We start from the raw sequence: 26,999 nt of genomic DNA on the forward strand, positions 1-26,999 counted from the left end.
TCCGGATGTTACTAATCCAAAAAGAACCTCGTCAAACAAATTACACCTATATTATAAATTAAAATAAGTGCAAATGTATCATCGTTTCCGATGTAAACAATTACACTTTTATAGTACCAAAAAGAACTGTTTTCAAAATTATTTTAACTATTTTGATACAGTCCTTTTTGGGGTTGAAAAAACATTTATAAAGGATTTTTAATTTATAGTATATGTATAAATATTGAATTTATAAAACAATACCTTATATTTATTACAAACTAGAAAGTAGATGCAATTCTGTAAATACCAAATTCTCTATGGCCAAGGCTTTCAGCTTTAGTTTGTTTACCATTACATACTTCCACTATTTCATCGAATATTTCTTTACCTATATCTTTAATTTTAGCGCCCTCTGTTATAATCCTACCTGCATTTATATCGATATTATCTATCATTTTATTGTATGTATCACTGTTTCCAGTAATTTTAATAACTGGCGAAATTGGGCTTCCTGTTGGAGTACCTCTACCAGTTGAGAAGATTACAATCTGTGCACCACCTGCAACCATACCAGTGATAGAATCTATATCTTGACCTGGAGTATCCATAAAATATAAACCTTTTTTATCTGAAGGTAAAATCTCAGCATATTCAAGAGCACCCTTGAATGGTTTGTTCCCTGCTTTATACATACAGCCAAGTGATTTTTCTTCAATTGTTGATAATCCACCAGCTTTATTACCTGGAGTAGGTTGACCACTACGTAAATCTTCTCCCATAGTAATTGCTCTTTTTTCTACATTATTTACAAATTTAAGAAATTTTTCTTTCATGTTTTCATCTTCAAAGCGAGTAGCCAATAAATGTTCTGCACCAATTACTTCTGTAGTCTCACTTAATATACTACTGCCACCCTCATCTATAAGAAGATTTGATGCAATTCCTATTGAAGGGTTTGATGCAATTCCACTTGTTGGGTCAGAGCCACCACATTCAAGTGCCAATGTAATTTCGCTCATATCAAATTCAACTCTTACTTCTTTTGATATTTCACGAGCCATCTGACTTGCTATTTCAGCACCTTTAGCTATTGCTTTTAGTGTTCCACCACATTCCTGTATAACAACATAGTCGACTTTTTTTCCTGTTGTAGATATTTCAGATGCTAAATCTTTTGCTTGAATACCATCACATCCAAGTCCAACTACTAAAACAGCAGCTACATTAGGGTTTTTACCAAATCCTATCAATGTTTTTTCTGTAAGCTCTATATCAGAGCCAATTTGACAACATCCATGTTGGTGTGGGATAGCTATTGCTCCAGGAACAAGTGCTGCAACTCTTGTAGCTGTCTCACTTGAACAGACAGATGTTGGAATAACTAAAATATGATTACGAATACCATATTGTCCATTTTCTCTTAAATAACCCATTAATTTCATTTTTATTACCTCCTATTTTTTATCTCCGCGACCACGCGTACTTTCAATATTATGTACATGAACATAGTCACCAGTTTTTATGTCAACTGTTGCAATTCCTATAATCTCTCCATATTTATAAACAACATCACCTTTTTTCACATCTTCTGTAGCCATTTTATGAAAAACAGGAATATTATCATTTACTATATAAGATTTTCCATCAATTGAAACTTTTTCACCTTTAACTAAAGGTCTAACACATGTAACTAGATTGTCTTTTTCATTTGCATGAATAATTGCATTCATATTTTTACCTCCTAAAAATATTAGTTTACTTCTATGTTTTTATTTGTTTTAAAAATAGCTTTTTTTCTTTTTTCTCTTTTATCCAAATAGGAGACGAGCATTGGACAGCATATTGCTGTAACAATGATAGCTGCAGCAACTTGTACTGTTGAAACAGCCGCAATTGTAGCAAGTGTAGGGTCAATAGCGGCTAAAGCTTCAGGAGTACCAGCCGCATTACCTGCTGTCGTACCAGTAGCTGCACCTACTGCTGGATGTTCTGCACGTATAAGTTTCATTACAAAATATCCACCCATACCTGTTATTAGAGTTACAGCAAGACCTAGTATAACTCCAGGGAATCCAGCAGTTATAATTTGGTTAAAGTTTAATGCAGCTCCTAAAGGAAAAGCAAAGAAAGGTATTAACAATGTTGTACCAGGTGCAAGAAATTCTCGTATATCTTCATCGAGATTACCAAGTATAAATCCAAGTAATATTGGTATGAGTGCTGCAAATAAAGCTACTATAGGCACATTTGCAAGTCCAGTTACTCCAAAGGCAAGCATCGTAAAAAATGGACCATCATTTAGAGATAAGATAGATATAGCACCAACATCTGTAGAATCTCCATATTCACCAGCAAGAGCAGCAAATAGACCTCCATTTGAATTAGTCATAGTAGCAACTATAGCAAGAGGTGTAATACCAATTATGCCTTTAGGCCCAATGAATTTACTAACAATAATACCTAGTACTGCACCAATTACAAATTTTGTTGCCGTGAGTACTATGCCCTTAGTCAAAGGTTTGCCTGCTTGTCTTATGTTGATTTGAGCGCCATTACATAGACAAAATAGAGCAAGTATACTCATTGCACCAGTTTTAAATAAGGAAGTTGTAAATCCTCCAATTTCAAGAGCCTGTGGACATACTGTATTAAATAGTGCTCCCAATAGCAGGGGACAGACCATAAGTCCTCCTGGTATCTTTTTCACCGATTTTAAGATATGCATCTAGTATCACTCCTTTTAATTTTTATATAAGTACTTAAAAGCAATTACTATGCCAATAGAGGTGTTATATAGTTTTTATTTTTATAAGTATTTTTAATATTCGTATAAAATACTGTAGATTGCTTAGATTAAAAAAATTATATGGAAAAATGTAGCAAAAAAAAATAATCTATTTATTATGTAGTAGAATTTTAAATAGAAATAAAGAAACGTTTTATGTATTAAAATTAAACATAAAACGTTTCGATATATTATATATGTATTATTTTTAAACATCACTTTCAATTTCTTTTAACTTTCTCCATAGGGTGGAGCGAGTGATTTTTAGTATTTCACAAGTTTTTGTAGTGTTTCTATTATTTTCATTATAGACTTTATAGATATATTTCTTTTCTAGTGTTTTTAAGTCTAAGTTATTACATTTAAAATCAGCCTTATCTGTATCATTTATAGTATTTGCATATTCACTATTGTATTTTTCTGATAAAATTGAATCAAATGATTCTATAATAACAGCTCTCTCGATTATTCCTTCTAATTCTCTTATATTTCCTTCATATTCTTTTTCAAGAAGAGCTTGTCTGATATTTGGAGTGATAATTAAAGGTATCTTATTGTATTTAGCTGAATATTTTTTTATGAAAAATTCTGATAATTTTATGATGTCTTCTTTTCTCTCCTTGAGTGAAGGAAGATACAATGTTAATATATTTATTCTAAAGTAAAGGTCTCGTCTAAATAAACCGTCACGCATCATATCTTTTAAGTCTTTATTTGAAGCACAAATTATTTTTACATCTATGGGAATAACTTTATCACCACCAATTCTCATAACTTGCTTTTCTTGCAAGACTCTTAATAATCTTCCTTGAAGTTCAATTGGAATTTCACTTATTTCATCGAGAAAGATTGTTCCTTCATGTGCCAATTCAAATACACCTGTTTTTCCTTTTTTTCTTGCTCCTGTGAATGAGCCCTCCTCATATCCAAAGAACTCACTTTCTATTAAAGATGGAGGTATTGCAGCACAGTTTACAGCAACAAAAGGAGCATTTTTACGTTTGCTATAATTATGAATACTTTGACAAAATAACTCTTTACCAACACCAGATTCCCCTGTAATAATCATTGGAGTATCATAGCAAGCATATTTTTTTGCAACTTCTATACAGTCTTTTGTTTTTTCACTTGCATAGATTATATCATCAAATGTGTATTTAGCAGATAGACCTTTGTTTAATAGACTTCTTCTTATTGTATGTTCAAATGAACTTATTTCCTTACTGTCTTGAAATGTAGAAACTGCTCCTTGAATTTGACCATCAACGATAATTGGAACTCTATTTGTAATGATTTTTGTACTTCCTATATTCTGTATTTCACCAATTTGTGGTTCCATGGTTTCAACTACTTGAGGTAAAACTGTGTTTGGAATAACATCTATAACATTATGATAAAGTGCATTTTCTTTTTTTATACCAAATATTTTTTCAGCACTCTTATTAAATAATGTGATTTTAAAATTTTTATCAACTGTTATTATTCCATCATGTACAAAATCTGTCATAGCTTCTATCTGTAATCTTCTTTTTTGCTCATCTTTAGTTGCGTCGAGTATTTGTTCAGCTTGTTGAATGGCTCTAAGTATGTTTTCTTCTCTAGATTCAATTAATATTCCCTTACAATTAAGTCTTTCAACAATATGTGCAACAGTAGTATCACCTATATATGTATTGATGCCTTTTTTTCTATATTTTTCTATAGCATCATAAATTTCTTCTTCCTTTTCAATTTCAATCATCGTTATTTTCTTATTCAATATTTCTTCTATAATATCAAAGCCATATATAACATTATTAAATCCAATTATCCCAAATGGTTCATTTGAATTTTTAACTTCCTTATAGCTTTCTATAATATCATAAGCATCTACTTTAATCTCAACTATAGGTATGTTATATGTTTCTTTTAACATATTGTAAGTTCCACCTCTACTTATGATAATTCTAGTACCATGGTTAATACTTTTTTCGGCGAGTGGTATTCCTTCTTTTAAATTACCAAATACAACATCAATGTTTGTATACTTATATTTTTTTACTATGTGAATCGATTTTTCATAGGTTCCTTTAGTAGGAGCAATAACAAGTATTTCTTTCATAATAATTCCTCCATATTTCATCAAATAAACTTAAAGATTATTATCATAACTAAATTTTATCAGTGATATTTTAATATTTTACTTTATATTTAATTCTAAATAAAGTATTTTTAAATAAATTATTATAAAAGACTGCCTAAAAATAAGATTTTAGAATTCTAAAGTTTTTTTAGTACAGTCTTTTAATATATAATAACATCTATTTGTCAAATCTATTTACCTTAAATAATCTCATATTTTTATCTTCTTCTCCAAGGTATAGCTTACTAAGCATTATACCTCCTAATATTGCAAAAAGTATTCCATTAGCTCCATAGCCTAAACAGTACCATAAGTTATGGTTTTTGTTATCAGGTCCAATAAAACCTAAGTTATCTAAAGTAGAAGCAAAGCAACCACAATACTTGTACTCAATTTGTATATCTTTTATATCCTTAAACATGCCCTTTAGCCTTTGTTCTAAAATATCATATTTTTTATTTGCTAAAGCCTCATCTTCTATATCACTAAAGTCTACATCTTCGCCACCTATAATCAATCTATTATCCTTAGTGGTTCTTAGATAATTATATGGGTCACAATTGTCTCTAATCAGAATATTGTCTTTCCAAGAATCAATATCTTTAAGTGGTTTTGTAGCTATATTAAAGGTATTAGATTTAGTTGCAAAATTTCTATTTGTAAATAAACTTGTATTATATCCTGTAGCCACAATTAGTTTTTTACCATAAACTTTATAACCATAAGACACTTCAGCTGTTACTTTATCATTTGAAAAGTCTATTTTTTTTACTTCTGTATTTTCATATACTTCAAGACCTTTTTTTAGACTTACATCAATGAGATGCTGACTATATTTATATGGGTCTAGTTCTCGTCCACCATTTTTTGCTATCAATCCTGACTTTAAATCAAAACCAAAAGGATTTGTAGATTCATCAATATACTCAACATCAAATCCATTTTCTTTTCTTAAATCATATTCTTCTTTTATAGCTTTTATTTCAAGTTTATTGGCAGTGTAAAGTAAAGTATCTCTTTTTGCATAATCACACTTATTTCCATGCAATTCTATAAATTTATCTAACTCTTCAAGTGCTGATACACAAAGATTATAAGATTTTAAGGCATCAGTTAGAGTCATTACTTCTGTCAAATCTATCAAATTGTCATCCAATTCATACTGTAAAAGTGATGTGGTTACACTAGTACTTCCATGCGCAATCCTTCCTTTTTCAAGGATAACTGATTTTATATTATTTTTAGCTAAATAGTATGCACAAATACATCCTGTTACGCCGCCTCCAACGATTATAACATCTGTATCAATATCATCAGTAAGGTATGGAAATTGTCTTGGAATTTTATTTATACTGGTAAAAATAGGTTTACCTTTTACATATTCTTGATTCATATATTTCACTCCTAAAATTTATTATGTATGAGTGTATTATTTTCTATAGTAAATAATATTATACATTTTAATTTCTTATATAAATGGGTATGTATAAATAAAAATGTGATAACATTTTAGTGTAAAACATATGTATAATATATTCATAAGCAATTTGGTATATAATGATGATTAACAAGTAAAAAAGATTGAATAAAAGTTAAATAAAAATTTAAAATAGGAGGTAAATTTATGCTTTCAAAAGATATTGCTTCAAAGGTATTAGAAAAGTGTCTAGTTACTGGAGGAGATTTTGCTGAGATTTTTGAAGAAGACACTATAAATAATTCTATTGGCTTAATAGATAATAAAGTAGAAAATGCAATAGGTGGAAGAACCTATGGTATAGGAATAAGAATATTTAAAGGGTTAAAGAGTATATATGCTTATACAAGTGACAATTCATTAAATAGTTTGTTGGATGTAGCGTATAAAGCTGCTGTTGCATTAGGTAAATTGGAAGATGGAAAAAGTGTAATATTAAATGACAGTATTAAAATAAATAACATACATAATATAAAAATTTATCCAAATTCAATAGGTAATAGAGATAAAGTAAATGTTATGAAGGTTGCATATAAGAGTGCAAAAGAATTTAGTAGTGATATATCTCAAGTAAGTGTTAGCTATTCAGATAAAGACCAAAAAATATTAATTGCAAACACTGAAGGTATATATGTTGAAGATAGAAGAATAAGAACCAGACTGGGAATAAGTTCAATTGCATCTAAAGGTAATGAAAATCAAACTGGATTTGAAGGACCTGGAGGTTGTAAAGGATTTGAAATATTTGAAGATATAGACCCAGAATACTATGCAAAAGAATCAGCTAGAGTAGCACATACTATGTTGCATGCTAAAAATTGTCCAGCAGGTAATATGATGGTAGCAATAGATAATGGCTTTGGTGGAGTAATATTTCATGAAGCTTGTGGACATTCTTTAGAAGCTACATCAGTTGCAAAGGGAAACTCCGTATTTGCAGATAAATTAGGTCAGCAAATTGCATCTACGAAGATTACAGCTATAGATGATGGTACAATACCAAATTACTGGGGCTCTATGAATATAGATGATGAGGGAAATCCAGCTCAAAAAAATATACTGATTGAAAATGGGATTTTGAAGTCTTATATGATAGACAAACTTAATGGTAGACGAATGGGAATGAATCCTACAGGAAGTTCTCGTAGACAGAGTTATAAATTTGCTCCTACTTCGAGAATGACTAATACTTATATTGCTGCTGGAGAAGATAAACCAGAAGATATTATAAAGTCAATATCAGATGGACTTTATGCTAAAAAAATGGGTGGTGGGTCTGTAAATCCTGTAACAGGAGAGTTTAATTTTGCAGTTTCAGAAGGTTACTTGATAAAAAATGGAGAAATACAAGAGCCAGTTAGAGGTGCTAGTTTAATTGGAAAAGGTAGCGATGTACTTATGAATATAGATATGGTTGGTGATAACTTAAAACAAGCTCAGGGTATGTGTGGTTCATCATCAGGAAGTATACCAACTAATGTAGGTCAGCCTATGATAAGGGTAAAAGAAATTACTGTAGGTGGAAGATAGGAGGGATAATTATGGAACTTAAAAGTTTTAAGGATATATTATTTAAAAAAGCTCTAAGTGAAGGATTTGAAGAGTGTGAAGTGTATTATTCCACAGGGGAAAATTTAAGTATAAATATATATGAAGGAGAAGTTGAGAAATACAATCTTGATAAGTCTTTTGGTTTATCTTTTAGAGGTAAGGTAAATGGAAAGGTAGGTTATTCTTATACAGAAATTTTAGATGATAAAGCTGTTGATATGTTGATAAAAAATGTAAAAGATGGGGTAAGAGCTATCGAAAATGAAGATGTACAATTTATATATGAAGGCGATAAGCACTATAATGATGTAAAGACTTATTCTAAAGAGTTAGAAAATTTAGAAGCAGATAAGTTGATTGATTTAGCTCTAGAAATGGAAAGAGAGACTAAAGCTTATTCAGATAAGGTAGTAAATTTATCTAGATGCACTATATCTTATTCTGTATCAAGTAATGGTATATATAATACTAAAGGTCTTGATTTAAGTAATAAAACTAATATGCTTATAGGGTTTGTAGTTCCTATCATAGAAGACAATGGACAAAAGTATGATGGAGTGGGATATAATATAGCAAATTCTATTGAAGAAATAAAGCCTTGTGAGATAGCAAAGCTTGGAGTTGAAAATGCTTTATCTAAAATAGGTGGAAAGAGTATACCATCAGGCAAATATAAAACTATATTGTTTAATGAAGCAATGGTATCTTTACTTAGTACATTTTCTGGAATATTTAATGCTGATTCAGCCCAAAAAGGATTATCTTTGTTGAAAGATAGAGAGGGAGATATGATAGCATCTCCTATAGTTACAATAGTTGATGACCCACTTTTAGAAAATGGTATGGCATCTACTCCTTTCGATGATGAGGGAGTAGCTACATTTAAAAAAGAAGTTGTTTCAAATGGAAAGCTTATAACTTTACTTCATAACTTAAAGACAGCCAATAAGGCAAATATAAAGACTACAGGAAATGGAATAAAATCTTCGTATTCATCACCTATAAGCATATATCCCACTAATTTTTATATAGAGAAAGGAGATAAATCTCTAGATGAAATTATGAAGGATATAGGTGAAGGATTGATGGTTACTAGTTTTGCAGGTCTTCATTCAGGGGCAAATTCAGTAACAGGAGATTTTTCTTTAGCAGCTAAAGGTTTTTATATTAAAGATGGTAAAAAAGCATTTCCAGTAGAGCAAATTACAGTAGCTGGTAATTACTTCGATTTATTAAAAGATATTGAAGTTATAGGAGACGATTTAGAATTTCCAATGAGTAGTATAGGTTCACCTTCAGTTGTTATTAAAGAGTTATCAGTAGCAGGAAAAGATGAATAGATACAGAAAATAATTGCACAAATATAAAGGTAAATATAAATCCATGTTAATTTTTATTAGCATGGATTTTTTATTAATTTAAGTTATTTATTAAACCCTAACTATCCTAATAAAGTTATATGTCAAAGCTTTGATGAATACAATTAATATCATATGCTAATTTTAAAGGAGGATGTATTATGAGTGATGCACATTACGATATGCACAAGAGAAAGGGCTACTCAAGTGATGAGCCGTATCCAGAAATAAAAGTTTTAGGGCCGAATAAGTATTATGCAGAGCTATTAATGGATGATTATTCTGGTGTAGCGAGTGAATTTACAAGTGTAACCCAGTACTTATACCATGACTTTGATTTAGATGAAAATTATAGAGAACTGAGTGAAATGTGGATAAATATATCTATAACAGAAATGTTACATATGGAGATATTAGCAAAGACTATAAGATTATTGGGTGGAAATCCTATATATAGAGGTTCGACAAGTTCTTGTGGTGCATATTGGAATGGTGGTTTTGTATTTTATGGAGATTCTATTTGTAGTAGATTAAAATCGGATTTACATTTAGAGTATGTGGCTATTGAGAATTATTACAAGGATATAAGTATTATTGAAGACCCTTATATAAAAGCTATATTAAATAGAATAATTTTAGATGAAAAGGTCCATGTAGGTTTGTTTAAAAAAGCAATAGAAAAGTATTGCAGATAAACTCGAAAGTTTATTTATTCATCATTTTATTCATATATATAAAATGACTATCATACATTTTCTTGAAGGGAGTTGCTATTGATATGTATTATGTATATGTAAATGATATAAATATAGCAGTTTATGATTTAAATCCGAGTGCTAAAAAAACAGTACTTTTTATACATGGCTGGCCATTAGGACATAAGATATTTGAATATCAAACAAATATATTACCAAAACTCGGATATAGAACCGTTTCAATTGATTTAAGAGGGTTTGGTAAGTCTGCTGCAACATCAGGAGGGTATAATTATAGTCAATTAGCAGATGATATTTATAAGGTGGTACATGCCATTGGATTAAGAGATTTTACCCTTGTTGGTTTTTCAATGGGAGGAGCAATTGTACTTAGATATATGAGTCTGTTTCATGGCTATGGAGTATCAAAATTAGCATTACTTGCTGCTGCTGCACCATCGTTTGTACAAAGACCTCCAGAGTTTCCATATGGTATGACACGTGAGGATGTTAATAAACTGATAGCTCAGGCATGTACTGATAGACCAGAAATGGTAAGTAATTTTGGAGAAAAAGTATTTGCATCGAATCCATCAGAAAGCTTTAGAAGGTGGTTTAACGACATTGGTTTTAGTGCATCAGGTATTGGAACTATTGGAACAGCTGTATCTTTAAGAGATGAAAAATTGTTTAATGATTTAAAATGTGTAAGAGTGCCTACTGGTATATTTCATGGGAAATTAGACCAAGTATGCCCATATGAATTTGCAGTTTTTATGAATGAAAAAATAGAGGATTCAACTTTATATACTTTTGAGTATAGCGGTCATGCAATATTCTATGATGAACTTAAACTATTTAATCAAGAATTCTTGCAGTTTTTAGAGGAATAGAAATATCTTATTAATAATTAAAAATATGGTGATATTATATAAAATGGTATAGATTAAATTCTATACCATTTTATTTTTGAGTAGAAAATATTACCAAATAGTATAAAATATGATTTTTAAGATTTAAAATTTTTTTAAAAAGTGCTACAATAGACCAAATTATTAGTTTCTATATTAACTAAACAGGAGGTGATGGTATGAAAAAACATAATATTTTATTTGTATCAACTGATGACAAAATAAATATAGATATCTCAAAACAATTAGAAAATATATTTGGAGAATTTTGTAATATAGATAATTTAGTCTATATGGATAGCATAAATATTGAACTATTAAAGTATGAACTTATAGTGTGTTCAGATAATGAGATAAAAGAGCATATACACAATAATATCGATAAAAATATACCTATTGTAATAGTACATCGTACAATAAATATTGAAAATATAAACCAGATAATAAGTATAGAAAATGATTCTGAAGTTATGGTTATAGATGATTATAAAGAGTCAGCAGATGAAACAGCCAAGATAATTAGAAAATTAGGATTAATTCATATTAATTTAATACCATATTATCCAGGATGTGATAAGTCTAAATGTGAGATTGGAATTATTACAGGAAGTAGAAATAGAGTACCACAGAACTTAAAGCAAATAATAGATATAGGTGCTAAAATAATAGATATAAATACAGTTATAGAAATCTTTACAAAACTTAATATATCTATAGATAAATTACATATTATCAAAGAAAAATATAATGAAGACACAGTAAGTGGATATAGATACTATACAACTATGAATAAAACTATGAAGAGTTTTTTGGAGATTATCGATGAAGGGATTGCTTCTATTGATAAATTAGGGAAGTTTATATATTGCAATAAAGTATTTTCTAATCTAGTTGGAGTAGACCAAAATCAGATTATATCTAATAATTTTATGGATTTATTTAGTGATAAAATTATCAAAAAAATATTTTTTCAAGAGGATGAAGTCAGTGATGAAGTAGTAAGCCTAAATAACAAAAAACTCATAATTAATAAAGTAAATGTGTATGAAAATAATGAGCGAATAAAAAGTATTATAAGCATTAAAGATATAAGTGCAATTCAGATGCTTGAGGATAAGATTCAAAATAAATTTCATACAAAGGGATTTGTATCAAAGTACACATTTGAGAATGTTGTAGGTGAGACTAAAATAATAAAAGAAAAAATTAATATCGCAAGAAAGATAGCATCTACAGATTTTTCTGTGTTGATACTTGGAGAAAATGGAACAGGAAAGGAAATATTTGCTCAGGCAATACATAATGAATCTCTAAGAAAAGACAAGCCATTTGTTGCAGTTAATCTATCTTCTTTGTCAGATACACTTATTGAAAGTGAGCTTTTTGGCTATGAAGAAGGAAGTTTCACAGGTGCGATAAAAGGCGGAAAAATAGGGATATTTGAAAGAGCGCATACAGGAACAATTTTTTTAGATGAGATAGGTGATATATCTCTAGAGGTACAGCAAAGATTGTTGAGAGTTTTACAAGAAAAAGAAGTTATGAGAATGGGTGGAAGTAAAATTATACCAGTAGATGTTAGGATTATAGCTGCTACAAATAAGGATTTAAAGAAAAAAATTAAAGAAGGTTCTTTTAGGGAAGATTTGTATTATAGGATTAATGTATTACATATAGAAATACCAAGGCTTAGAGAGCGTAAGGAAGATATACCTCTTATAAGTAAGTATTTTTTGGATGAAATAAATAGTAATAAATGTTTTACAGAAAAATCAATGCAAGTATTAAAATTGTATGAGTGGCCAGGTAATGTAAGGGAGCTTAAGAATTTGATTTATTATATTGACACTATAGTGGAGGAAGATAGAGTAGACTATGAGCATTTGCCGGAACAATTTAAATTTGAAAATAACAATACTTTAGTTAATGAAAACTTTGATTCAATTATATTGGATTTCAAACAATCAAATTTCTTTAATGAAAGTATTTGTATATTGATGAGTATAGAAACTTGGAATAATAAAAATATATCATTAGGAAGAAATAAATTACAAGAAATCTTAAAAGAAAAAAGTATGACATTAAGTGTAGACCAAATTAGAAAAAGAATAGATAAATTAAAAAATCATGGATTGCTGTCATCTGGAGTAAAAAAACAAGGGAGTTTTATAACTGATGAAGGAAAGAATTTTATATCATATATAAAATTTAAGGGGGAAATATAGGGGTATATAAATGTAAAATCCCCTAAAAACTCCCTATAATAATCTTAAATAATTAAAATTATTTTAAATATTGAGATAATTTTAAAAATATTAAATTAAAAATAAAAAATATTATTTCTAATAAACAGTAGTAAATCATCACTTTACTACTGTTTTTATTTTTGAAAGATTTAGTATGCAATTAAAATTTATATTTTGGCATATCAATTGCTACATAGTGAAAATATAAAAAACTGTAGAATTTGGAGGATATTGTTATGAAGTCAGCTTATAAAGGCTATGAAGCTTATAGTTATTTAGAAAAGGGAAAAGATATCTCATCTATTGAGATGTGTAAAGGAGATAAGAGAGTAAAAGAATACCTTATCGAGTTAGATGATATTCAAGAAGCTAAGGTTAAAAATATAGTGGATGACAAAATATTTATATCACTACATGAACATCCAGTTTTATTTCCAGAACACTTAGAAAGAGATATATTTGAATACAATAGAGAGGGTAAACAAAGATGTGCTTATGAAGCATTATCAAGAGGATATTACGATGCTATATTTGATAATTTAATGGATGGTGTATGTACAATAACATCAAGCTCAGGATGGAAGTGGGATGATATATTAATAGATTTAGGTATGAGATTATGTGACTTAGCACACCAAGATTTTGTTATAAAGTGTGAAAAAGTAGAAGATATATACAGAGCAAAAAAAGAAGGAAAAGTGGCCTTGATACCTACTTTAGAAGGAGCTGCACCAATAGAAAATGAACTTGATAGAATAGATATTTTGTATGGATTTGGCATAAGGTTAATGGGTATAACATATAGTGAATCTAATGCATTGGGTTCAGGATTGAAAGAAGAAAAAGATGGTGGACTTACGAATTTTGGTAGAAAAGCTGTTGAAAGAATGAATAAGATTGGAATGGCAATAGATTGCTCTCATGTTGGAGTTCAAACGACACTTGATGTTATAGAACACAGTAAGGACCCAATAATATTGAGTCATGTTGGGGCAAGAAGTCTGTGGAACACAAATAGATTAACGCCAGATGAAGTACTAATAGCATGTGCGAAAAAGGGTGGGGTTATAGGTGTAGAAGCAGCACCACATACTACAATAACTGAAAAAAACAAAGAACATTCAATAGAGTCATTTATGGAACATTTTGAGTATATTAAAAATCTAGTAGGGATAGACCATGTGGCTTTTGGACCAGATACAGTATACGGTGACCATGTTAAATTACATTCAGTGTTAGCTGCTAAATTTGATATTAAAAAAATAACTGGGACAAAGGAGCATCCTAAAGTAGAGTATGTAAAAGGTCTTGAAAATCCAACTGAAACTTCAAAAAATATTGTCAGATATTTAGTAAAACATGGATATAGTGATGAGGAAATAGAAAAGGTGTTGGGTGGAAACATACTTAGAGTATTGAATAAGGTTTGGAAATAAGGCTTAAATGTTTTAATAAAATTTGAGGATTTATAGGGAGGTTTTTTGCAATGGATTATTTAAAATTAGCCAATCATCCACTTTTGTGGATAGCAAGTACAGTAGCTGTATCAATAGTAGTAGTACAATCTCTTGTATTTGCTATAAAATCTTGTAAAGTTGGGAAGACGATGGGAATAACTGATAAGCAAATAAAATCAGCTATTAAGAGTAGTGCTATTTCAGCTATAGGCCCATCAATGACTATATTTGCTGGGATGGTTTCACTTATAGTAACTATGGGTGGACCTATAGCATGGATGAGATTATCATTTATAGGTTCTGTAATTTTTGAATCTATGTCAGCTGGGTTTGGAACAGATGCGTTAGGGATAACTTTGGGTTCTCCTGAGATGACAAAAGTAGCATTTACAAATGCAGTTTGGACTATGATATTAGGTTCTTTAGGGTGGATAATATTTACATTATTGTTTGGGCATAAGTTAGATAAAATAACGAATGTTATTTCTAGTGGTAAGAAATCATTTATACCAATAATATCTGTAGGAGCAATGTTAGGTTCATTTGCATACCTAAATGCTGATAGAGTGTTGCGTTTTGACAATGGAACAATTGCATGTATAAGTGGAATGATAATAATGGTAATACTTTGTATGATTGAAAAAAAGAAAAATATAAAATGGCTGAGAGAGTGGGGTCTTACAATATCAATGTTTAGTGGGATGATAATAGGTTCAATAATATAAGGGGGGAGTTTTATGAGTAAAGTAAAATCTATATACAATGAAGAGTACTTACCTTTTATGATAAGGTATGGTAGATTGACATTATCTTTAGGTATTATAGAAGCATTAGTTCCTGGAATAATTTTAAGTTTTGGATTTGGTCTTATGCCTCCAATATCAGCATTATTAGCAAGTACAATGGCAATAGTTAGTATGAGCGCACCAAACTACATAATAGAGCCAGTTTCTTATTCACCAATTTTAGGGATACCAGGAACTTATATGAGTTTTCTTTCTGGAAATATATCTAATATGAGACTGCCATGTTCAATAGCAGCTCAAAAAGCAGCAGAAGTTGAATCTGGAACAGAAGAAGGTTCAATAATATCTACTATAGGAATAGCTGTATCTATTCTAGTAAATATAAGTATTTTGACTTTTGGAGTAATTTTAGGAGGAAGTGTGTTGTCTAAAATACCACCTGAAGTAGTAGAAAAATTGAATTTAATCTTACCAGCTCTATTTGGGTCAGTGTTTGGACAAGTTTTTTTACAAGATAAAAAACTAGGATTAGTAGCAATTGTAATAGCTGTATTGACTATTATATTATCAAAGCAAGGTATAATACCACAATCTTTAGTAGTTCTTATATGTGTATTTGGTACTATATTGATTGCAAGAATTATGCATAAAGATAAACTTAGAGACTAGTAAAATTAAAGAAGTAAAAAGTTTAAAATATAAAGAATTATAGTAAAGGCTACTGCAATAAAATTATATTTTAAGAGGTGAATAATGTGGCATATGATTTAGTTTTAAAAAATGGATTTATAGTAGATGGTACTGGAGAAAATGGTTTTTATGGAGATATAGCTATAAAAAATAATTTAATAGTAAGAATAGATTCTGAGATAAATGATGATACAAATAAAATGATAGATTGTCATAAAAAAGTTGTAACACCTGGATTTATTGACCCTCATGTTCATGAAGAAATAGTAGCAATACTAGATGGTAAATTTGAAAAATTCCTAAAACAAGGTGTTACAACAACTATAAATGGTAATTGTGGTCACTCTATAACACCATATTCTTCTGAAAATATATATGAATATATGTATAAAAATGGTCTATTACTTGAAGAAGAAAAAAAGTATCTTATAGATAAAAATAAGCATTGGGATAGTTTTATAGAATATTGTGACCTTATATCTAAGAGTGGAATAGCTATTAATATGGGATTTTTATTGGGTCATGGGACTATAAGATGGAGTGTTATGGGAGGGTCTAAAGATAGACCTCCTACAAAAAAAGAAAAAAATGAAATTACAGATATAATAAATGATGGCATGAAAAGTGGTGCTTTTGGAATATCTACTGGATTGGCATATATACCAAGTAAGTATGCTGATATTGATGAACTTGTTGATATTGCAAAGTTAATTAAGGAACATGATGGTATATATACATCCCATATTAGAGATTACATAGGAAGATATAATGCAGTAAAAGAAACTATAGAGGTAGGTCAAAAAAGTGGTGCTAGAGTTCAAGTATCACATTTAAGTCCAGTTGAAATAGAAGCCTTTGATGAGATATTAAAAGCTAGATACAATGGTGTTGATATAATGGTTGATACAGTACCAAGAAGTTCTGGACATTGTATGAAGAAAAAAAGAGTACTTCAATTTATTATGGCAATATCATCTAGTTTGTTTGAATTAGGTATGGATGGAGTTATGGATGCTCTTAGTAATGAAGAAGGAAGAGCTTTGATATTAAAAGAGGCATTTATACTTGGAGATAGAGGAAGTATAATACTTCTAAATACCAATGATATTGATATGGAAAAGAAATCAATACGTGAAATAGCTATGCAAAAAGGTATAGATGAGAATAAGTTATTACTAGATTTACTTTTATATGGAGATGAAGAACTTATATTTTGTCTAGGAGGAATGTACAGGGGAGATTTTCCTGATAAATTACATGATAAAAAGATAATAAATAATCCATTTGTTATGGTTGGTTCAGATTGTTTGTTTAGTGTAGGTGGAGATATGTCATGGTTTGAGCTTCAAAGAAGAGGGGCATTTCCAATTTTCTTTGATATGTATAAAAAATCAGGTGTAAGATTGGAAGAAGTAGTAAGAAGGGTAACTTCATTACCAGCTAACCAGTTTAAAATAAAGGATAGAGGTATACTTAAAGAGGGTAAAATAGCTGATATAGCGGTTATTGATATGGAAAACTACGGCTATCCTAGGTCTGAAGAGATTGACTTCTCAAATCCACAGTTATTAGCCAAAGGTGTTGAATATGTAATTGTAAATGGAAAAATTGCATTAGAAGAAGGTAAAGTTACTAAAAATCCATGTGGTGAAGTATTAAAAAGATAGATTATTAAAAAGATAGATTATTAAAAAGATAAAGTATTAAAAAATAATAGAAATTTAGAAATTAAATAAATAGCTAGTAAGAAAAAACGAAGTTTGAATATTATTTAAATAAAAATCACTCTTCGTTTTTTCTCGTAATAGTAATAGATATTAATTTATAGCAATAATAAAAAGCATGAGTAATAAGAAATGTACAAAAAATAATTTACTTTTATAATAAAAAATTAAGATTTTTATTTATTGAAATATGTAGAAAAATTGGGAAAATAAATGGTTATAATTTTGAAAAATAAATTTTTTGTAAGTATGTAAAGATAAACTTTTTATGAAAAAATGTTAAAAAAATATCTAATAGAAGAGAATTTAAATATCAGAGAATGAGAAAATAATAAAAAATAATTATTTTTTTTATATATATTAAAATAATATTGTATTATAAAATGTATATACTATGTCTGATTTAATTAAATAAACAATAAAATATTTATATTTATCCAATAATTAAAATTTTTATGATTATTATATATATCTTTATTTATTATATTTACTGAAATAGTGTTATATGGCTAAAATAAGAAGTTGTATATATTTTATAGAAATAAATATTAAACTGAATTTCGATAATAAAATAACAAAAATTTGAAAATTAAAGTATTTTAATACTGATTTTATTCTACAAATTGATTATTATTTTTACTTTAATAATTCTAAATAAAACTAAAATTAAATTGTCAGAATAATCTTGACAGTATAAAATCGTGACTGTATAATACAATTAAAAATCGGATTAATTACCTAGCTTACAAAAAATAAAAATGATGCTAAAAGCAAACGTTTTATTTTTTTAGTAACTAATCCTCCGCCATTCCTTAAATTAGAGCTTTTCTAATTTCAAAATGTATTACTAAAACTTCATAATGTAACTGTGCAATATTTATTAGGCTCTAACTTTTAAGGTTACTAATAATTTATTACATAGCTCCATACATTTGGCGGCAATGGCGGGAGCGATAAGGGGTAAGATATGGAAAATTACAAGTATGGATTTAATGACAAGCCAAAGCTTCTAACAGCAATACCGCTTAGTATGCAACATGTTTTTTCTGCTTTTGCAGGTACTATGTCAGGTGCTATTTTAGTAGCTGTGGGCATGGGTCTCTCACTAAGTGAGACTGCATTTTTGATTCAATGTTCGATGTTGATTGCAGGAGTGAGCACCATACTGCAATCTATGGGAATTGGACCAATAGGGTCACGGTTGCCAATTGTTACTGGTGGAAGTTTCACCTTTGTAGCACCATTAATTGCCTTAAGTACAAATAATGATGTTGGTATTGCTGGAGCTTTTGGAGCAGTACTTGTAGGAAGTCTAGTTTTAACTTTAGTAGGACCTCTTGCAGTAAAATATTTACATAAATATTTTACACCTACTGTTACAGGAAGTGTTGTTTTGGCAGTAGGGTTATCACTTATGAGTTCTTCATTTGACTACGCAGTATCTTTTGATGCTCATGGACCTAATGTAGTTGCTAATTTTTCTTTAGCTATATTCACATTATTATTAACACTCATTTTAAATCAATTTGGAAAAGGTTTTCTAAAAGTAGCATCCATAATAATTTCAATAGTAATAGGGTATGTAGTAGCAATAATATTTGGTATGGTTGACTTTTCTAGTATGGCACAAGCAAATTGGTTTGCAATGCCAAAACCTATATACTGGGGATTGGAGTTCAACTTGGGAGCTATTATAACCATATGTACAATTCATATTGTTACAGTTATGGAAATAATAGGAGATACGACAGGTGTTGTCAGTTCTGTTGAAAACCGTCTACCTACACAAAAAGAATTGATGAGAGCTGTGAGAGCAGATGGAGTTGGAAGTTGTTTTGCAGCTTTGTTTAATGGGCTTCCAGTTATATCAGGTAGTCCAAACATAGGAATAATTTGTATGACAGGAGTTGCAAGTAGGTACATAGTAGCACTTGGAGGAGTAATGTTAGGCGTATTAGCATTTTTCCCAAAGTTTGCCCAGATATTAGCTTTAACACCAGACCCAGTTATTGGAGGAACATTAGTTATGATGTTTGGAACAATTGCATCATCAGGTATTAAGGTTATTGGAATGGGAAAGATGACAAATCGTAATATAACAATTTTAGCAGTCTCATTGGGCATTGGTATGGGTGGTTATTTTAATCAAGCTGCATTAGCATTTTTACCAAGCATTGTAGTCACTTTAATGACTGGTATATCTGGAACAGCTTTATTATCTTTAATACTAAATATTGTATTGCCTAAGGAAAAAGAAGATGTAGTGGAAAGTAAAGTAAGTTGTAAAGCTTAGAGAATGTAATTCTAAAGGATATCCAAGAAGGAGCGCCTTGCTTCTATTTTTTTTACCAAAAATAGAATTGAACTTTGAAGGAAACCTAATAGCTTGCATTTGAGCAGAATATAATCTGAAAGGATATCCAAGAAGGAGCGCCTTGCTTCTATTTTTTTTACCCAAAAACCTTAAAAAACTAAATAATCAAAAGATATGATACTCATTTTAATAAAAGTATAATCTGAAAGGATATCCAGGAGGAGCGCCTTGCCCCTCCTTTTTTAACAGTAATTATGGATTTTACTTGTCAAAGGAGAGTAAATAACTTGGATAAATTAATCAAAGATTAAATTTCATAGAAAATATTAAAATTTAAATTATGTGGGGAGAAGGTGGAGATTATAGATGTTATTGAACTTGATATAAATGGCAGATTGAGAAAGGTGAGTATAAAAAAAAGCTGGACTTTACTTTATGTTTTAAGAGAAGTGTTTAATTTAACTGGAAGTAAGTGTGGATGTAGTACTGGTGATTGTGGAGCTTGTAAAATAATTTTAGATGGAGAAGCAGTTAATTCATGTCTGATTCTAGCAAGAAACGCAGTTGGGAAAAAGATATTGACAATTGAAGGGTTGTCAGATGGAATCAATATACATCCAATTCAACAAGCATTTATTGATTGTGGAGCTGTTCAATGTGGATATTGCACTCCAGGGATGATAATGTCGGCAAAAGCCTTACTAGGCAAAAATCCAAATCCTTCTGAGGAAGATGTTAGAAAGTCTATAGATAACAATCTTTGCAGATGTACAGGATATGTAAAAATTGTTGAGGCTATACTTTTATCAGCAAAAAGGATGGGGGGTATAACCTGTGAGTAATAAATTTAAAATTATTGGTGAGAGAGTCCCAATAAGAGATGCTGTACTTAAAGCTACTGGCCAACTTAAATATACTGCGGATATGAAAATTCCAAATATGCTTTATGCTAAGGTTTTATTCAGCCCTATAGCGCATGCAAAAATTAAAAAAATAGACACATCAAAAGCTGAAAAATTAGAAGGTGTAAAAGCCATAGCCACTTATAAAAACTCACCTCAAAAAGCCTTTAATAGTGCCATGAGATTTTATGAACATGAGTTGCCAGAGGTTGAACATATCTTTGATGATACTGTTCGTTTTGTTGGTGATAAAGTTGCAGCTGTTGCAGCTGAAGATTTACAAACTGCTGAAAAAGCATTGAAGCTTATTGAGGTTGAATACGAAGAATTACCATCAGTATTTAATCCAGAAGAAGCAATACAAGAGGGTGCATATCCAATCCATAAAGGTGGAAACAAGCTTGCAGTAAGTGTACAACAGTGTGGAAATATTGAAGAAGCTATGAAAAAAGCTGATTATATTTTTGAAGATAAGTATACACTTCCAGCTATACATCATGGTGCAATAGAAACTCATGTGGCTATTGTAGATTATGATTACAATGGAAAACTTACTGTTTATAGTCCTAATCAAAATACTTTTGGCTTTAGGATAATCTTATCTAAGTTATTTGAAGTACCAATGAATAAAGTTAGACTAGTAAGTCCAGCTATTGGAGGAGCTTTTGGAGGTAAATTAGAGATTACAATTGAGCCAATTGTAGCATTATTAGCAAAACTATCAGGTAGGCCAGTTAAACTAGAACTTAACAGGAGAGAAACTATTGCTTCAACAAGAACTAGACATGGTGCAGTTGTATATCTAAAAACAGGTGTTATGAAAGATGGTCGAATTGTAGCACAAGATATGAAAGTTCTAACAAATACAGGAGCATATGCATCAAGTGCTTTAAATGTAATTGGAGCAATGAGTCATAAAGTATTTAAATCATATAAGATTGAAAATATGAGATATACAGGAATACCAGTGTATACAAACACACCAATTGCAGGAGCAATGAGAGGATATGGTTCTCCACAAGCTTTTTTTGCACAACAATCCCAACTAAATAAAATTGCAAAAAAACTAAATATGGATATTTTAGATTTACAGCTTAAGAACTTAGTTGAACCAGATGGAATAGACCAACGATTTAAAAGTCCTCATGGTAATCCAAGACCAATAGACTGTATAAAAAAAGGTGCTGAAATGTTTGACTGGAAAAAACAAATAAGACAGCAAAATGAATCAAATGGTAGGTTTTTAATTGGTGTAGGTATGGCAGTTGGTTCACATGGAAATGGATGCTTTGGGGCACATAGAGATATAACAGCTTTAATGTTGAAAATGAATGAAGATGGTTCAGCTGTATTATATACAGGTACTCATGATATGGGAAATGCATCTGTAAGTGTGCAGGTACAAATTATATCTGAAGTACTTGGAATAAGCCAGGAAAAAATAGAATGTATACAGGCAGATACAGAAGCATCACCATGGAATTTAGGAGATTACGCAAGTAGAGGAGTTTTTGTATCCGGAAATGCAGCTTTAAAAGTAGCAAACTCAGTAAAAAAAGAGCTTTTAAAAGAAGCATCCCAACTCTTAAAAGAGGATGAAGAATATATAGAATTTAAGGACGATAGAGTTTATTCTATCAAAAATAACAACAAACAAGCCACTTTATGCGATGTCATGATACATGCTCAAAGGGTAAGTTTAAGAGAGATTATAGGAGCTGAAACTTTTGCATCTCAAACTGGAGCAAGTTCATATGGTGTACATTTTGCTAAAGTTGAGGTTGATACTAAACTGGCAAGTGTAAGAGTTTTAGAATATGTTGCAGTACATGATGTGGGTAAAGCTTTGAACCCAATGTCTGTAGAAGGTCAGATTGAAGGAGCAATTCAAATGGGAATAGGATATGCGTTAACTGAAGCGCTTGAGTTTGATAATAGAGGAAGAATAAAAGCTAATTCATTTCGCTCGTATCATATGATAAAGGCTAGTGAAATGCCACAAATAAAAGTTGGAATGATAGAATGTGGAGAACCTGGAGGTCCATTTGGAGCTAAGAGTATAGGTGAATGTTCTGTTGTACCATCAGCACCAGCAGTAGCAAATGCAGTAGCAAATGCGTTAAACTGTGATTTTTATAGTTTGCCATTAAAGAAAAATATTTTAATGGATAATATAAATATTTAATGTTGTTTTATACAAAAGAAATTAGTTATACAAAGTAAAAAGATATTTATTTAAAATACTTTAGATATTGTAATGTAAGATATTTTTCTAAATATAAGTTTGAATTATAAGAATGTAGAGGATGTGATGGATTGTGAATTTAAGATTTAAAGATAAGGTTGTTGTGATAACAGGAGGAGGGCAAGGATTAGGAGCAGGATTTGCTTTAGATTTTGCTATTGAAGGAGCAACAGTAGTCTTAATTGGTAGAACTAAAAGTAAATTGGATAATGTTGCAGAAAGAATCATTAAATCTGGTGGTAAAGCCTTTGTTTCAGTTTGTGATGTAAGCAAACCAGAAGAAGTAGAAGTTTGTTTTAGTGAAGTAATAGATAAATTTGAGCGTGTAGATGTATTGATTAATAATGTAGCTCTCCATAAATCAGCTCCAGTAGTTGATACTACAATTGAAGATTGGGATGCTCAGATAAAGACTAATTTAAGTGGAACTTTTTATTGTACTAAGGCTGTTCTTAGAACAATGATTGATAAAAAGTATGGAAAAATAATAAATATTAGTTCTACAGCAGCAAAACATTTTTTTCCGGGTTTTGGGGCATATGCTGCTTCTAAAGGTGGGATGGTAAGTTTTACTCAAACTTTATCAGAAGAAGTAAAAGAGTATGGAATCAATGTAAATGCAATATATTTAGGTATGACTAATACTGAATATACAAGAAAAAGATTTGACTATGATGATGCAGTTACGATACCACTTGAAGAAATGTTGCAAGTGGAAGAAGTATCAAAAGTTGTAACTTTCTTAGCATCTGATGAAGCAAGTCCAATAATGGGAGCTGCAATTGATGTATGTGGGAAGAAGGCATAAATAAAATATATATTGAGAGGTATAAAGATGATAAGTTTAAACAAGAAAGCTATGGTGGTAGTAAGAGAGATACTGGAAGATGCAGAAGCATTAGGGTGTGAAGTTGTTAAGATGGATTGTGGAGCAACTATAATTGATATGGGATTAAATTGTAGTGGAAGCTGGAAAGCAGGTGTTTTATTTACTAGGGCTTCTATAGGCGACCTAGGAACAGTATCATTAGGAGATTTTAAATTAAATGATGAATATTCTTTCTCAGCAGTTGAAGTATTTATAGATAAACCATTGATTGCATGTATGGGTTCACAGATTGCTGGATGGAAACTTGGAGAAGGTGAATTTGCAACTATTGGGTCAGGACCAGCAAGAGCTTTAGCAAGAGTTAAATCAGACTGGTATTTTGAAATGACTCCATATAAAGACACTTATCATGAGGCAGTCCTATGTATCCAAGATATAAAATATCCTAATGATGAAACGGTCTTAGAGGTTGCAAATGCTTGTAAAGTAAAACCAGAAGACACATATATATTAATTTCACCAAGTACATGTATTGTAGCATCAATGCAAGTGTCAGCAAGAATTATTGAGCAAGTATGCCATAAGATGTTTGAAAAAAACTTTGATGCAGGTCAAATTGTACTTGCTAGAGGAAAAGCACCAATCGCACCTGTATTAAAAGATGAACTTAAGACTATGGGAAGAATAAATGATGCATTGATTTATGGTAGTGAAACTGAGTTTTGGGTGGATTCGACTGATACTGCTATTGCAAAAACTATACACCAGTTGGCAGGGAAAACTTCGTCTCCAAATTATGGAGAGTTGTTTGAAGATGTATTTGAGAAGGCAGGAAGAGACTTTTTCTATGTAGACCATGATGTACACTCAATAGGCAAAATACAGATACATAATATAAATACTGGGAAATCATTTTCGGCAGGAGAAATAAATTACTCAGTACTTGAAAAAAGTTTCTTAAAATAAACAACTTAAAAATTTATTGATTCAGGGGGAGATAAGATGGCATTAGGTAAGTTAAGATTAGAAAAATTATACCGTGACATGGTTATGATTCGCAGATTTGAAGAAGTAATAGAAGTATATGCTGCCAATGGAACAATACCAGGATTTGTTCATTTAAGTATAGGGCAAGAAGCTTGTCAAGCAGGCATAGTTGATGCACTTAGAAAAACAGATTATAAATTTCCAGACCATAGAGGTCATGGAACTATAGCACTTTGTGGTACTGACCCAAAACTTGTAATGGCAGAAATTTTTGCTAAGGCTACAGGAATAAATGGTGGTAGAGGCGGTTCAATGCATATAAATGATATTGAATGTAGAAATATGGGGTTTAATGGAATACAGGGTTCAACTATGGTAACTTGTCTTGGTACAGCTTTTGCATCTGTGTATAAAGAAACAGATGATGTTACAGCAGTATTTCTAGGAGATGGAACTTTAGGAGAAGGAACTTGCCACGAAAGTCTTAATATGGCAGCAACATGGAAACTTCCTATAATATATTGCCTACTTAATAATCAATATGCTATATCTACACACTATACAGATTCACATCCTCAAAAAGAATTAAAAACTTGGGGAGAGGGGTATGAGATTCCAAGTTATAGGGTAGATGGAAATGATGTAGAAGCAGTAATTGAGATAGTGGAAATAGCAGCAGATAGGGCAAGAAAAGGTGAAGGACCAACTTTAATAGAATTTCTCACTTATCGCTGGCAAGGTCATTTTGCAGGAGACCCAGCAGCATATAGACCTGAAGAAGAAGTTAAGTATTGGAAAGATAGAGACCCAATCAAGTTAACTAGAAAGATACTTATTGAAAGAGAAGGTATGTCAGATGAATCACTTAAGCAAATAGAAGAAGAAATAGAGGCTGATGTTCAAGAAATGCTGAGATTCTCATTGGAGAGTCCATCACCAGATATTAAAGATGCAGTTACACACACATATGTTGATAGAGAGGTGGAGATAAGATAATGGGAAGAAAACTTTCATATGGAATGGCAATAAATGAAGCACTTCATCAAGCTATGGAAAATGATGATAGAGTTTTTATACTAGGTGAAGATGTAGCTAAAATGGGTGGAGATTTTGGGATTACTAAAGGAATAATGGCTAAGTGGCCAAATAGAATAAAAGATACAGCTTTATCAGAATCAGCTATATTGGGATTATCAAATGGTGCAGCACTTTGTGGACTAAGACCAGTTCCAGAGATAATGTTTGCAGATTTTTTGGGAGTTTGTTTTGACCAACTTGTAAATAATGCAGCAAAATTAAATTTTATGTTCCAAGGAAAAGCACATTGCCCAATTACTGTTCGTGCTGTACAGGGAGGTGGTATACGCTGTGCATATCATCATTCAGTTTGTGCAGAGTCATGGTTTATGAATACACCTGGGCTTGTAGTAGTTTCACCAACAACACCTTATGAAGCTAAAGGGATGTTGCTTTCAGCTATAAAAAACGATAATCCTGTATTATTTTTAGAACATAAAATGCTATACAATGTTAAAGGAGAAGTGCCAGTTGAGCCATATGAAATTCCTCTATATGAAGCTGAGATTGAAAAAACTGGAAGTGATATTACTATAGTAGCTACTCAAATGATGTTAGGGTTAGCACATAAAGCAGCAAGTCAACTTGAAAAAGAAGGGATTAGTGTAGAGATAATCGACCTTAGAACTGTATTTCCTTATGATAAAAAAACTATAGTAGAGTCAGTTGCGAAAACTAGTCGATTGGTTATTGCTCAAGAAGGTCCAAGAGTTGGAGGATGGGCTGCTGAAATATCTGCAATGATAAATGAAGATGTATTTGAGTATCTAAGTGCACCAATAAAAAGAGTTACATCAATTGATGCTCCAGTAGCATATGCACCAGTTTTAGAGGATTTTGTTCTACCAAAATTAGAAAATCTAATTAAGGCTTGTAAGGAAGTTATGCAATATTAGTTAGG

General features: G+C 30.6%; 21 protein-coding genes. 16 read left to right on the forward strand and 5 right to left on the reverse strand.

Annotation, left to right across the window (positions count from 1 at the left end; all coding sequences use genetic code 11):
- Positions 1-260: 260 nt before the first annotated feature.
- The 5 genes from IR151_RS09750 to IR151_RS09770 form a co-directional block, all read right to left on the reverse strand.
- On the reverse strand, positions 261-1,424 hold the full coding sequence (locus IR151_RS09750; RefSeq protein ID WP_227434333.1) for a UxaA family hydrolase: 1,164 nt from the start codon (positions 1,422-1,424) through the stop codon (positions 261-263).
- A gap of 12 nt (positions 1,425-1,436) precedes the next feature.
- Entirely contained in the window at positions 1,437-1,712 is a 276-nt protein-coding gene (locus IR151_RS09755; protein ID WP_009891186.1) for a UxaA family hydrolase, read from the reverse strand.
- 20 nt (positions 1,713-1,732) lie between these two features.
- Positions 1,733-2,707, reverse strand: coding sequence for a 2-keto-3-deoxygluconate permease (locus IR151_RS09760; RefSeq protein WP_227434334.1), 975 nt, complete (start codon positions 2,705-2,707; stop codon positions 1,733-1,735).
- Between the two features lie 268 nt (positions 2,708-2,975).
- Complete coding sequence (locus IR151_RS09765) at positions 2,976-4,868, reverse strand: sigma 54-interacting transcriptional regulator (RefSeq protein ID WP_227434335.1); 1,893 nt, start codon at positions 4,866-4,868, stop codon at positions 2,976-2,978.
- A gap of 199 nt (positions 4,869-5,067) precedes the next feature.
- Positions 5,068-6,282: an FAD-dependent oxidoreductase gene (locus IR151_RS09770; RefSeq protein ID WP_227434336.1), complete on the reverse strand. Its 1,215-nt coding sequence runs from the start codon at positions 6,280-6,282 to the stop codon at positions 5,068-5,070.
- A 231-nt stretch (positions 6,283-6,513) separates the two neighbouring features.
- Between IR151_RS09770 and IR151_RS09775 the strand changes: the two genes are divergently transcribed.
- The 16 genes from IR151_RS09775 to IR151_RS09850 all read left to right on the forward strand — a co-directional run bounded on the left by IR151_RS09775 (position 6,514) and on the right by IR151_RS09850 (position 26,994).
- Positions 6,514-7,896 carry a TldD/PmbA family protein gene (locus IR151_RS09775; RefSeq protein WP_227434337.1) on the forward strand — a complete coding sequence of 461 codons (1,383 nt, stop codon included), beginning with the start codon at positions 6,514-6,516 and terminating at the stop codon, positions 7,894-7,896.
- 11 nt (positions 7,897-7,907) lie between these two features.
- Positions 7,908-9,257, forward strand: coding sequence for a TldD/PmbA family protein (locus IR151_RS09780; RefSeq protein WP_227434338.1), 1,350 nt, complete (start codon positions 7,908-7,910; stop codon positions 9,255-9,257).
- Positions 9,258-9,436: 179 nt separating this feature from the next.
- Positions 9,437-9,970 carry a ferritin-like domain-containing protein gene (locus tag IR151_RS09785; protein ID WP_227434339.1) on the forward strand — a complete coding sequence of 178 codons (534 nt, stop codon included), beginning with the start codon at positions 9,437-9,439 and terminating at the stop codon, positions 9,968-9,970.
- Between the two features lie 83 nt (positions 9,971-10,053).
- On the forward strand, positions 10,054-10,863 hold the full coding sequence (locus tag IR151_RS09790; RefSeq protein ID WP_227434340.1) for an alpha/beta fold hydrolase: 810 nt from the start codon (positions 10,054-10,056) through the stop codon (positions 10,861-10,863).
- Positions 10,864-11,060: 197 nt separating this feature from the next.
- Positions 11,061-13,106 (forward strand): sigma-54 interaction domain-containing protein, encoded by a 2,046-nt coding sequence (locus IR151_RS09795; RefSeq protein ID WP_227434341.1) that lies wholly within the window; start codon positions 11,061-11,063, stop codon positions 13,104-13,106.
- Positions 13,107-13,363: 257 nt separating this feature from the next.
- Positions 13,364-14,563 carry a membrane dipeptidase gene (locus IR151_RS09800; protein WP_227434342.1) on the forward strand — a complete coding sequence of 400 codons (1,200 nt, stop codon included), beginning with the start codon at positions 13,364-13,366 and terminating at the stop codon, positions 14,561-14,563.
- A 50-nt stretch (positions 14,564-14,613) separates the two neighbouring features.
- Positions 14,614-15,309, forward strand: a complete 696-nt coding sequence (locus IR151_RS09805) for a DUF5058 family protein (RefSeq protein WP_227434343.1) — start codon at positions 14,614-14,616, stop codon at positions 15,307-15,309.
- A 12-nt stretch (positions 15,310-15,321) separates the two neighbouring features.
- Positions 15,322-15,999, forward strand: coding sequence for a hypothetical protein (locus IR151_RS09810; RefSeq protein ID WP_227434344.1), 678 nt, complete (start codon positions 15,322-15,324; stop codon positions 15,997-15,999).
- An 86-nt stretch (positions 16,000-16,085) separates the two neighbouring features.
- Positions 16,086-17,687 (forward strand): N-acyl-D-amino-acid deacylase family protein, encoded by a 1,602-nt coding sequence (locus tag IR151_RS09815; protein ID WP_227434345.1) that lies wholly within the window; start codon positions 16,086-16,088, stop codon positions 17,685-17,687.
- A gap of 1,024 nt (positions 17,688-18,711) precedes the next feature.
- A complete protein-coding gene (locus tag IR151_RS09820) occupies positions 18,712-20,037 on the forward strand; it encodes a uracil-xanthine permease family protein (RefSeq protein WP_227434346.1) in 1,326 nt (441 codons plus the stop codon).
- A 374-nt stretch (positions 20,038-20,411) separates the two neighbouring features.
- Positions 20,412-20,900 carry a (2Fe-2S)-binding protein gene (locus tag IR151_RS09825; RefSeq protein ID WP_413927357.1) on the forward strand — a complete coding sequence of 163 codons (489 nt, stop codon included), beginning with the start codon at positions 20,412-20,414 and terminating at the stop codon, positions 20,898-20,900.
- Entirely contained in the window at positions 20,893-23,145 is a 2,253-nt protein-coding gene (locus IR151_RS09830; RefSeq protein ID WP_227434347.1) for a molybdopterin cofactor-binding domain-containing protein, read from the forward strand. The genes IR151_RS09825 and IR151_RS09830 overlap by 8 nt, the downstream gene beginning before the upstream one ends.
- Before the next feature lie 133 nt (positions 23,146-23,278).
- On the forward strand, positions 23,279-24,013 hold the full coding sequence (locus IR151_RS09835; protein ID WP_227434348.1) for an SDR family NAD(P)-dependent oxidoreductase: 735 nt from the start codon (positions 23,279-23,281) through the stop codon (positions 24,011-24,013).
- A gap of 27 nt (positions 24,014-24,040) precedes the next feature.
- Entirely contained in the window at positions 24,041-25,000 is a 960-nt protein-coding gene (mch, locus tag IR151_RS09840; protein ID WP_227434349.1) for a methenyltetrahydromethanopterin cyclohydrolase, read from the forward strand.
- 36 nt (positions 25,001-25,036) lie between these two features.
- Positions 25,037-26,017 (forward strand): thiamine pyrophosphate-dependent dehydrogenase E1 component subunit alpha, encoded by a 981-nt coding sequence (locus tag IR151_RS09845; RefSeq protein WP_227434350.1) that lies wholly within the window; start codon positions 25,037-25,039, stop codon positions 26,015-26,017.
- On the forward strand, positions 26,017-26,994 hold the full coding sequence (locus IR151_RS09850; protein ID WP_227434351.1) for an alpha-ketoacid dehydrogenase subunit beta: 978 nt from the start codon (positions 26,017-26,019) through the stop codon (positions 26,992-26,994). Before IR151_RS09845 ends, IR151_RS09850 begins: the two co-directional genes overlap by 1 nt.
- Positions 26,995-26,999: the final 5 nt, after the last annotated feature.

The organism is Clostridioides sp. ES-S-0006-03, assembly GCF_020662275.1.
In the GTDB taxonomy this organism is placed as follows: domain Bacteria; phylum Bacillota; class Clostridia; order Peptostreptococcales; family Peptostreptococcaceae; genus Clostridioides.

Coding starts and splice junctions, on each gene's coding strand:
- IR151_RS09750 (WP_227434333.1), bottom strand. CDS start 1,424: ATGAAATTAATGGGTTATTTAAGAGAAAATGGACAATATGGTATTCGT.
- IR151_RS09755 (WP_009891186.1), bottom strand. CDS start 1,712: ATGAATGCAATTATTCATGCAAATGAAAAAGACAATCTAGTTACATGT.
- IR151_RS09760 (WP_227434334.1), bottom strand. CDS start 2,707: ATGCATATCTTAAAATCGGTGAAAAAGATACCAGGAGGACTTATGGTC.
- IR151_RS09765 (WP_227434335.1), bottom strand. CDS start 4,868: ATGAAAGAAATACTTGTTATTGCTCCTACTAAAGGAACCTATGAAAAA.
- IR151_RS09770 (WP_227434336.1), bottom strand. CDS start 6,282: ATGAATCAAGAATATGTAAAAGGTAAACCTATTTTTACCAGTATAAAT.
- IR151_RS09775 (WP_227434337.1), top strand. CDS start 6,514: ATGCTTTCAAAAGATATTGCTTCAAAGGTATTAGAAAAGTGTCTAGTT.
- IR151_RS09780 (WP_227434338.1), top strand. CDS start 7,908: ATGGAACTTAAAAGTTTTAAGGATATATTATTTAAAAAAGCTCTAAGT.
- IR151_RS09785 (WP_227434339.1), top strand. CDS start 9,437: ATGAGTGATGCACATTACGATATGCACAAGAGAAAGGGCTACTCAAGT.
- IR151_RS09790 (WP_227434340.1), top strand. CDS start 10,054: ATGTATTATGTATATGTAAATGATATAAATATAGCAGTTTATGATTTA.
- IR151_RS09795 (WP_227434341.1), top strand. CDS start 11,061: ATGAAAAAACATAATATTTTATTTGTATCAACTGATGACAAAATAAAT.
- IR151_RS09800 (WP_227434342.1), top strand. CDS start 13,364: ATGAAGTCAGCTTATAAAGGCTATGAAGCTTATAGTTATTTAGAAAAG.
- IR151_RS09805 (WP_227434343.1), top strand. CDS start 14,614: ATGGATTATTTAAAATTAGCCAATCATCCACTTTTGTGGATAGCAAGT.
- IR151_RS09810 (WP_227434344.1), top strand. CDS start 15,322: ATGAGTAAAGTAAAATCTATATACAATGAAGAGTACTTACCTTTTATG.
- IR151_RS09820 (WP_227434346.1), top strand. CDS start 18,712: ATGGAAAATTACAAGTATGGATTTAATGACAAGCCAAAGCTTCTAACA.
- mch (WP_227434349.1), top strand. CDS start 24,041: ATGATAAGTTTAAACAAGAAAGCTATGGTGGTAGTAAGAGAGATACTG.
- IR151_RS09845 (WP_227434350.1), top strand. CDS start 25,037: ATGGCATTAGGTAAGTTAAGATTAGAAAAATTATACCGTGACATGGTT.
- IR151_RS09850 (WP_227434351.1), top strand. CDS start 26,017: ATGGGAAGAAAACTTTCATATGGAATGGCAATAAATGAAGCACTTCAT.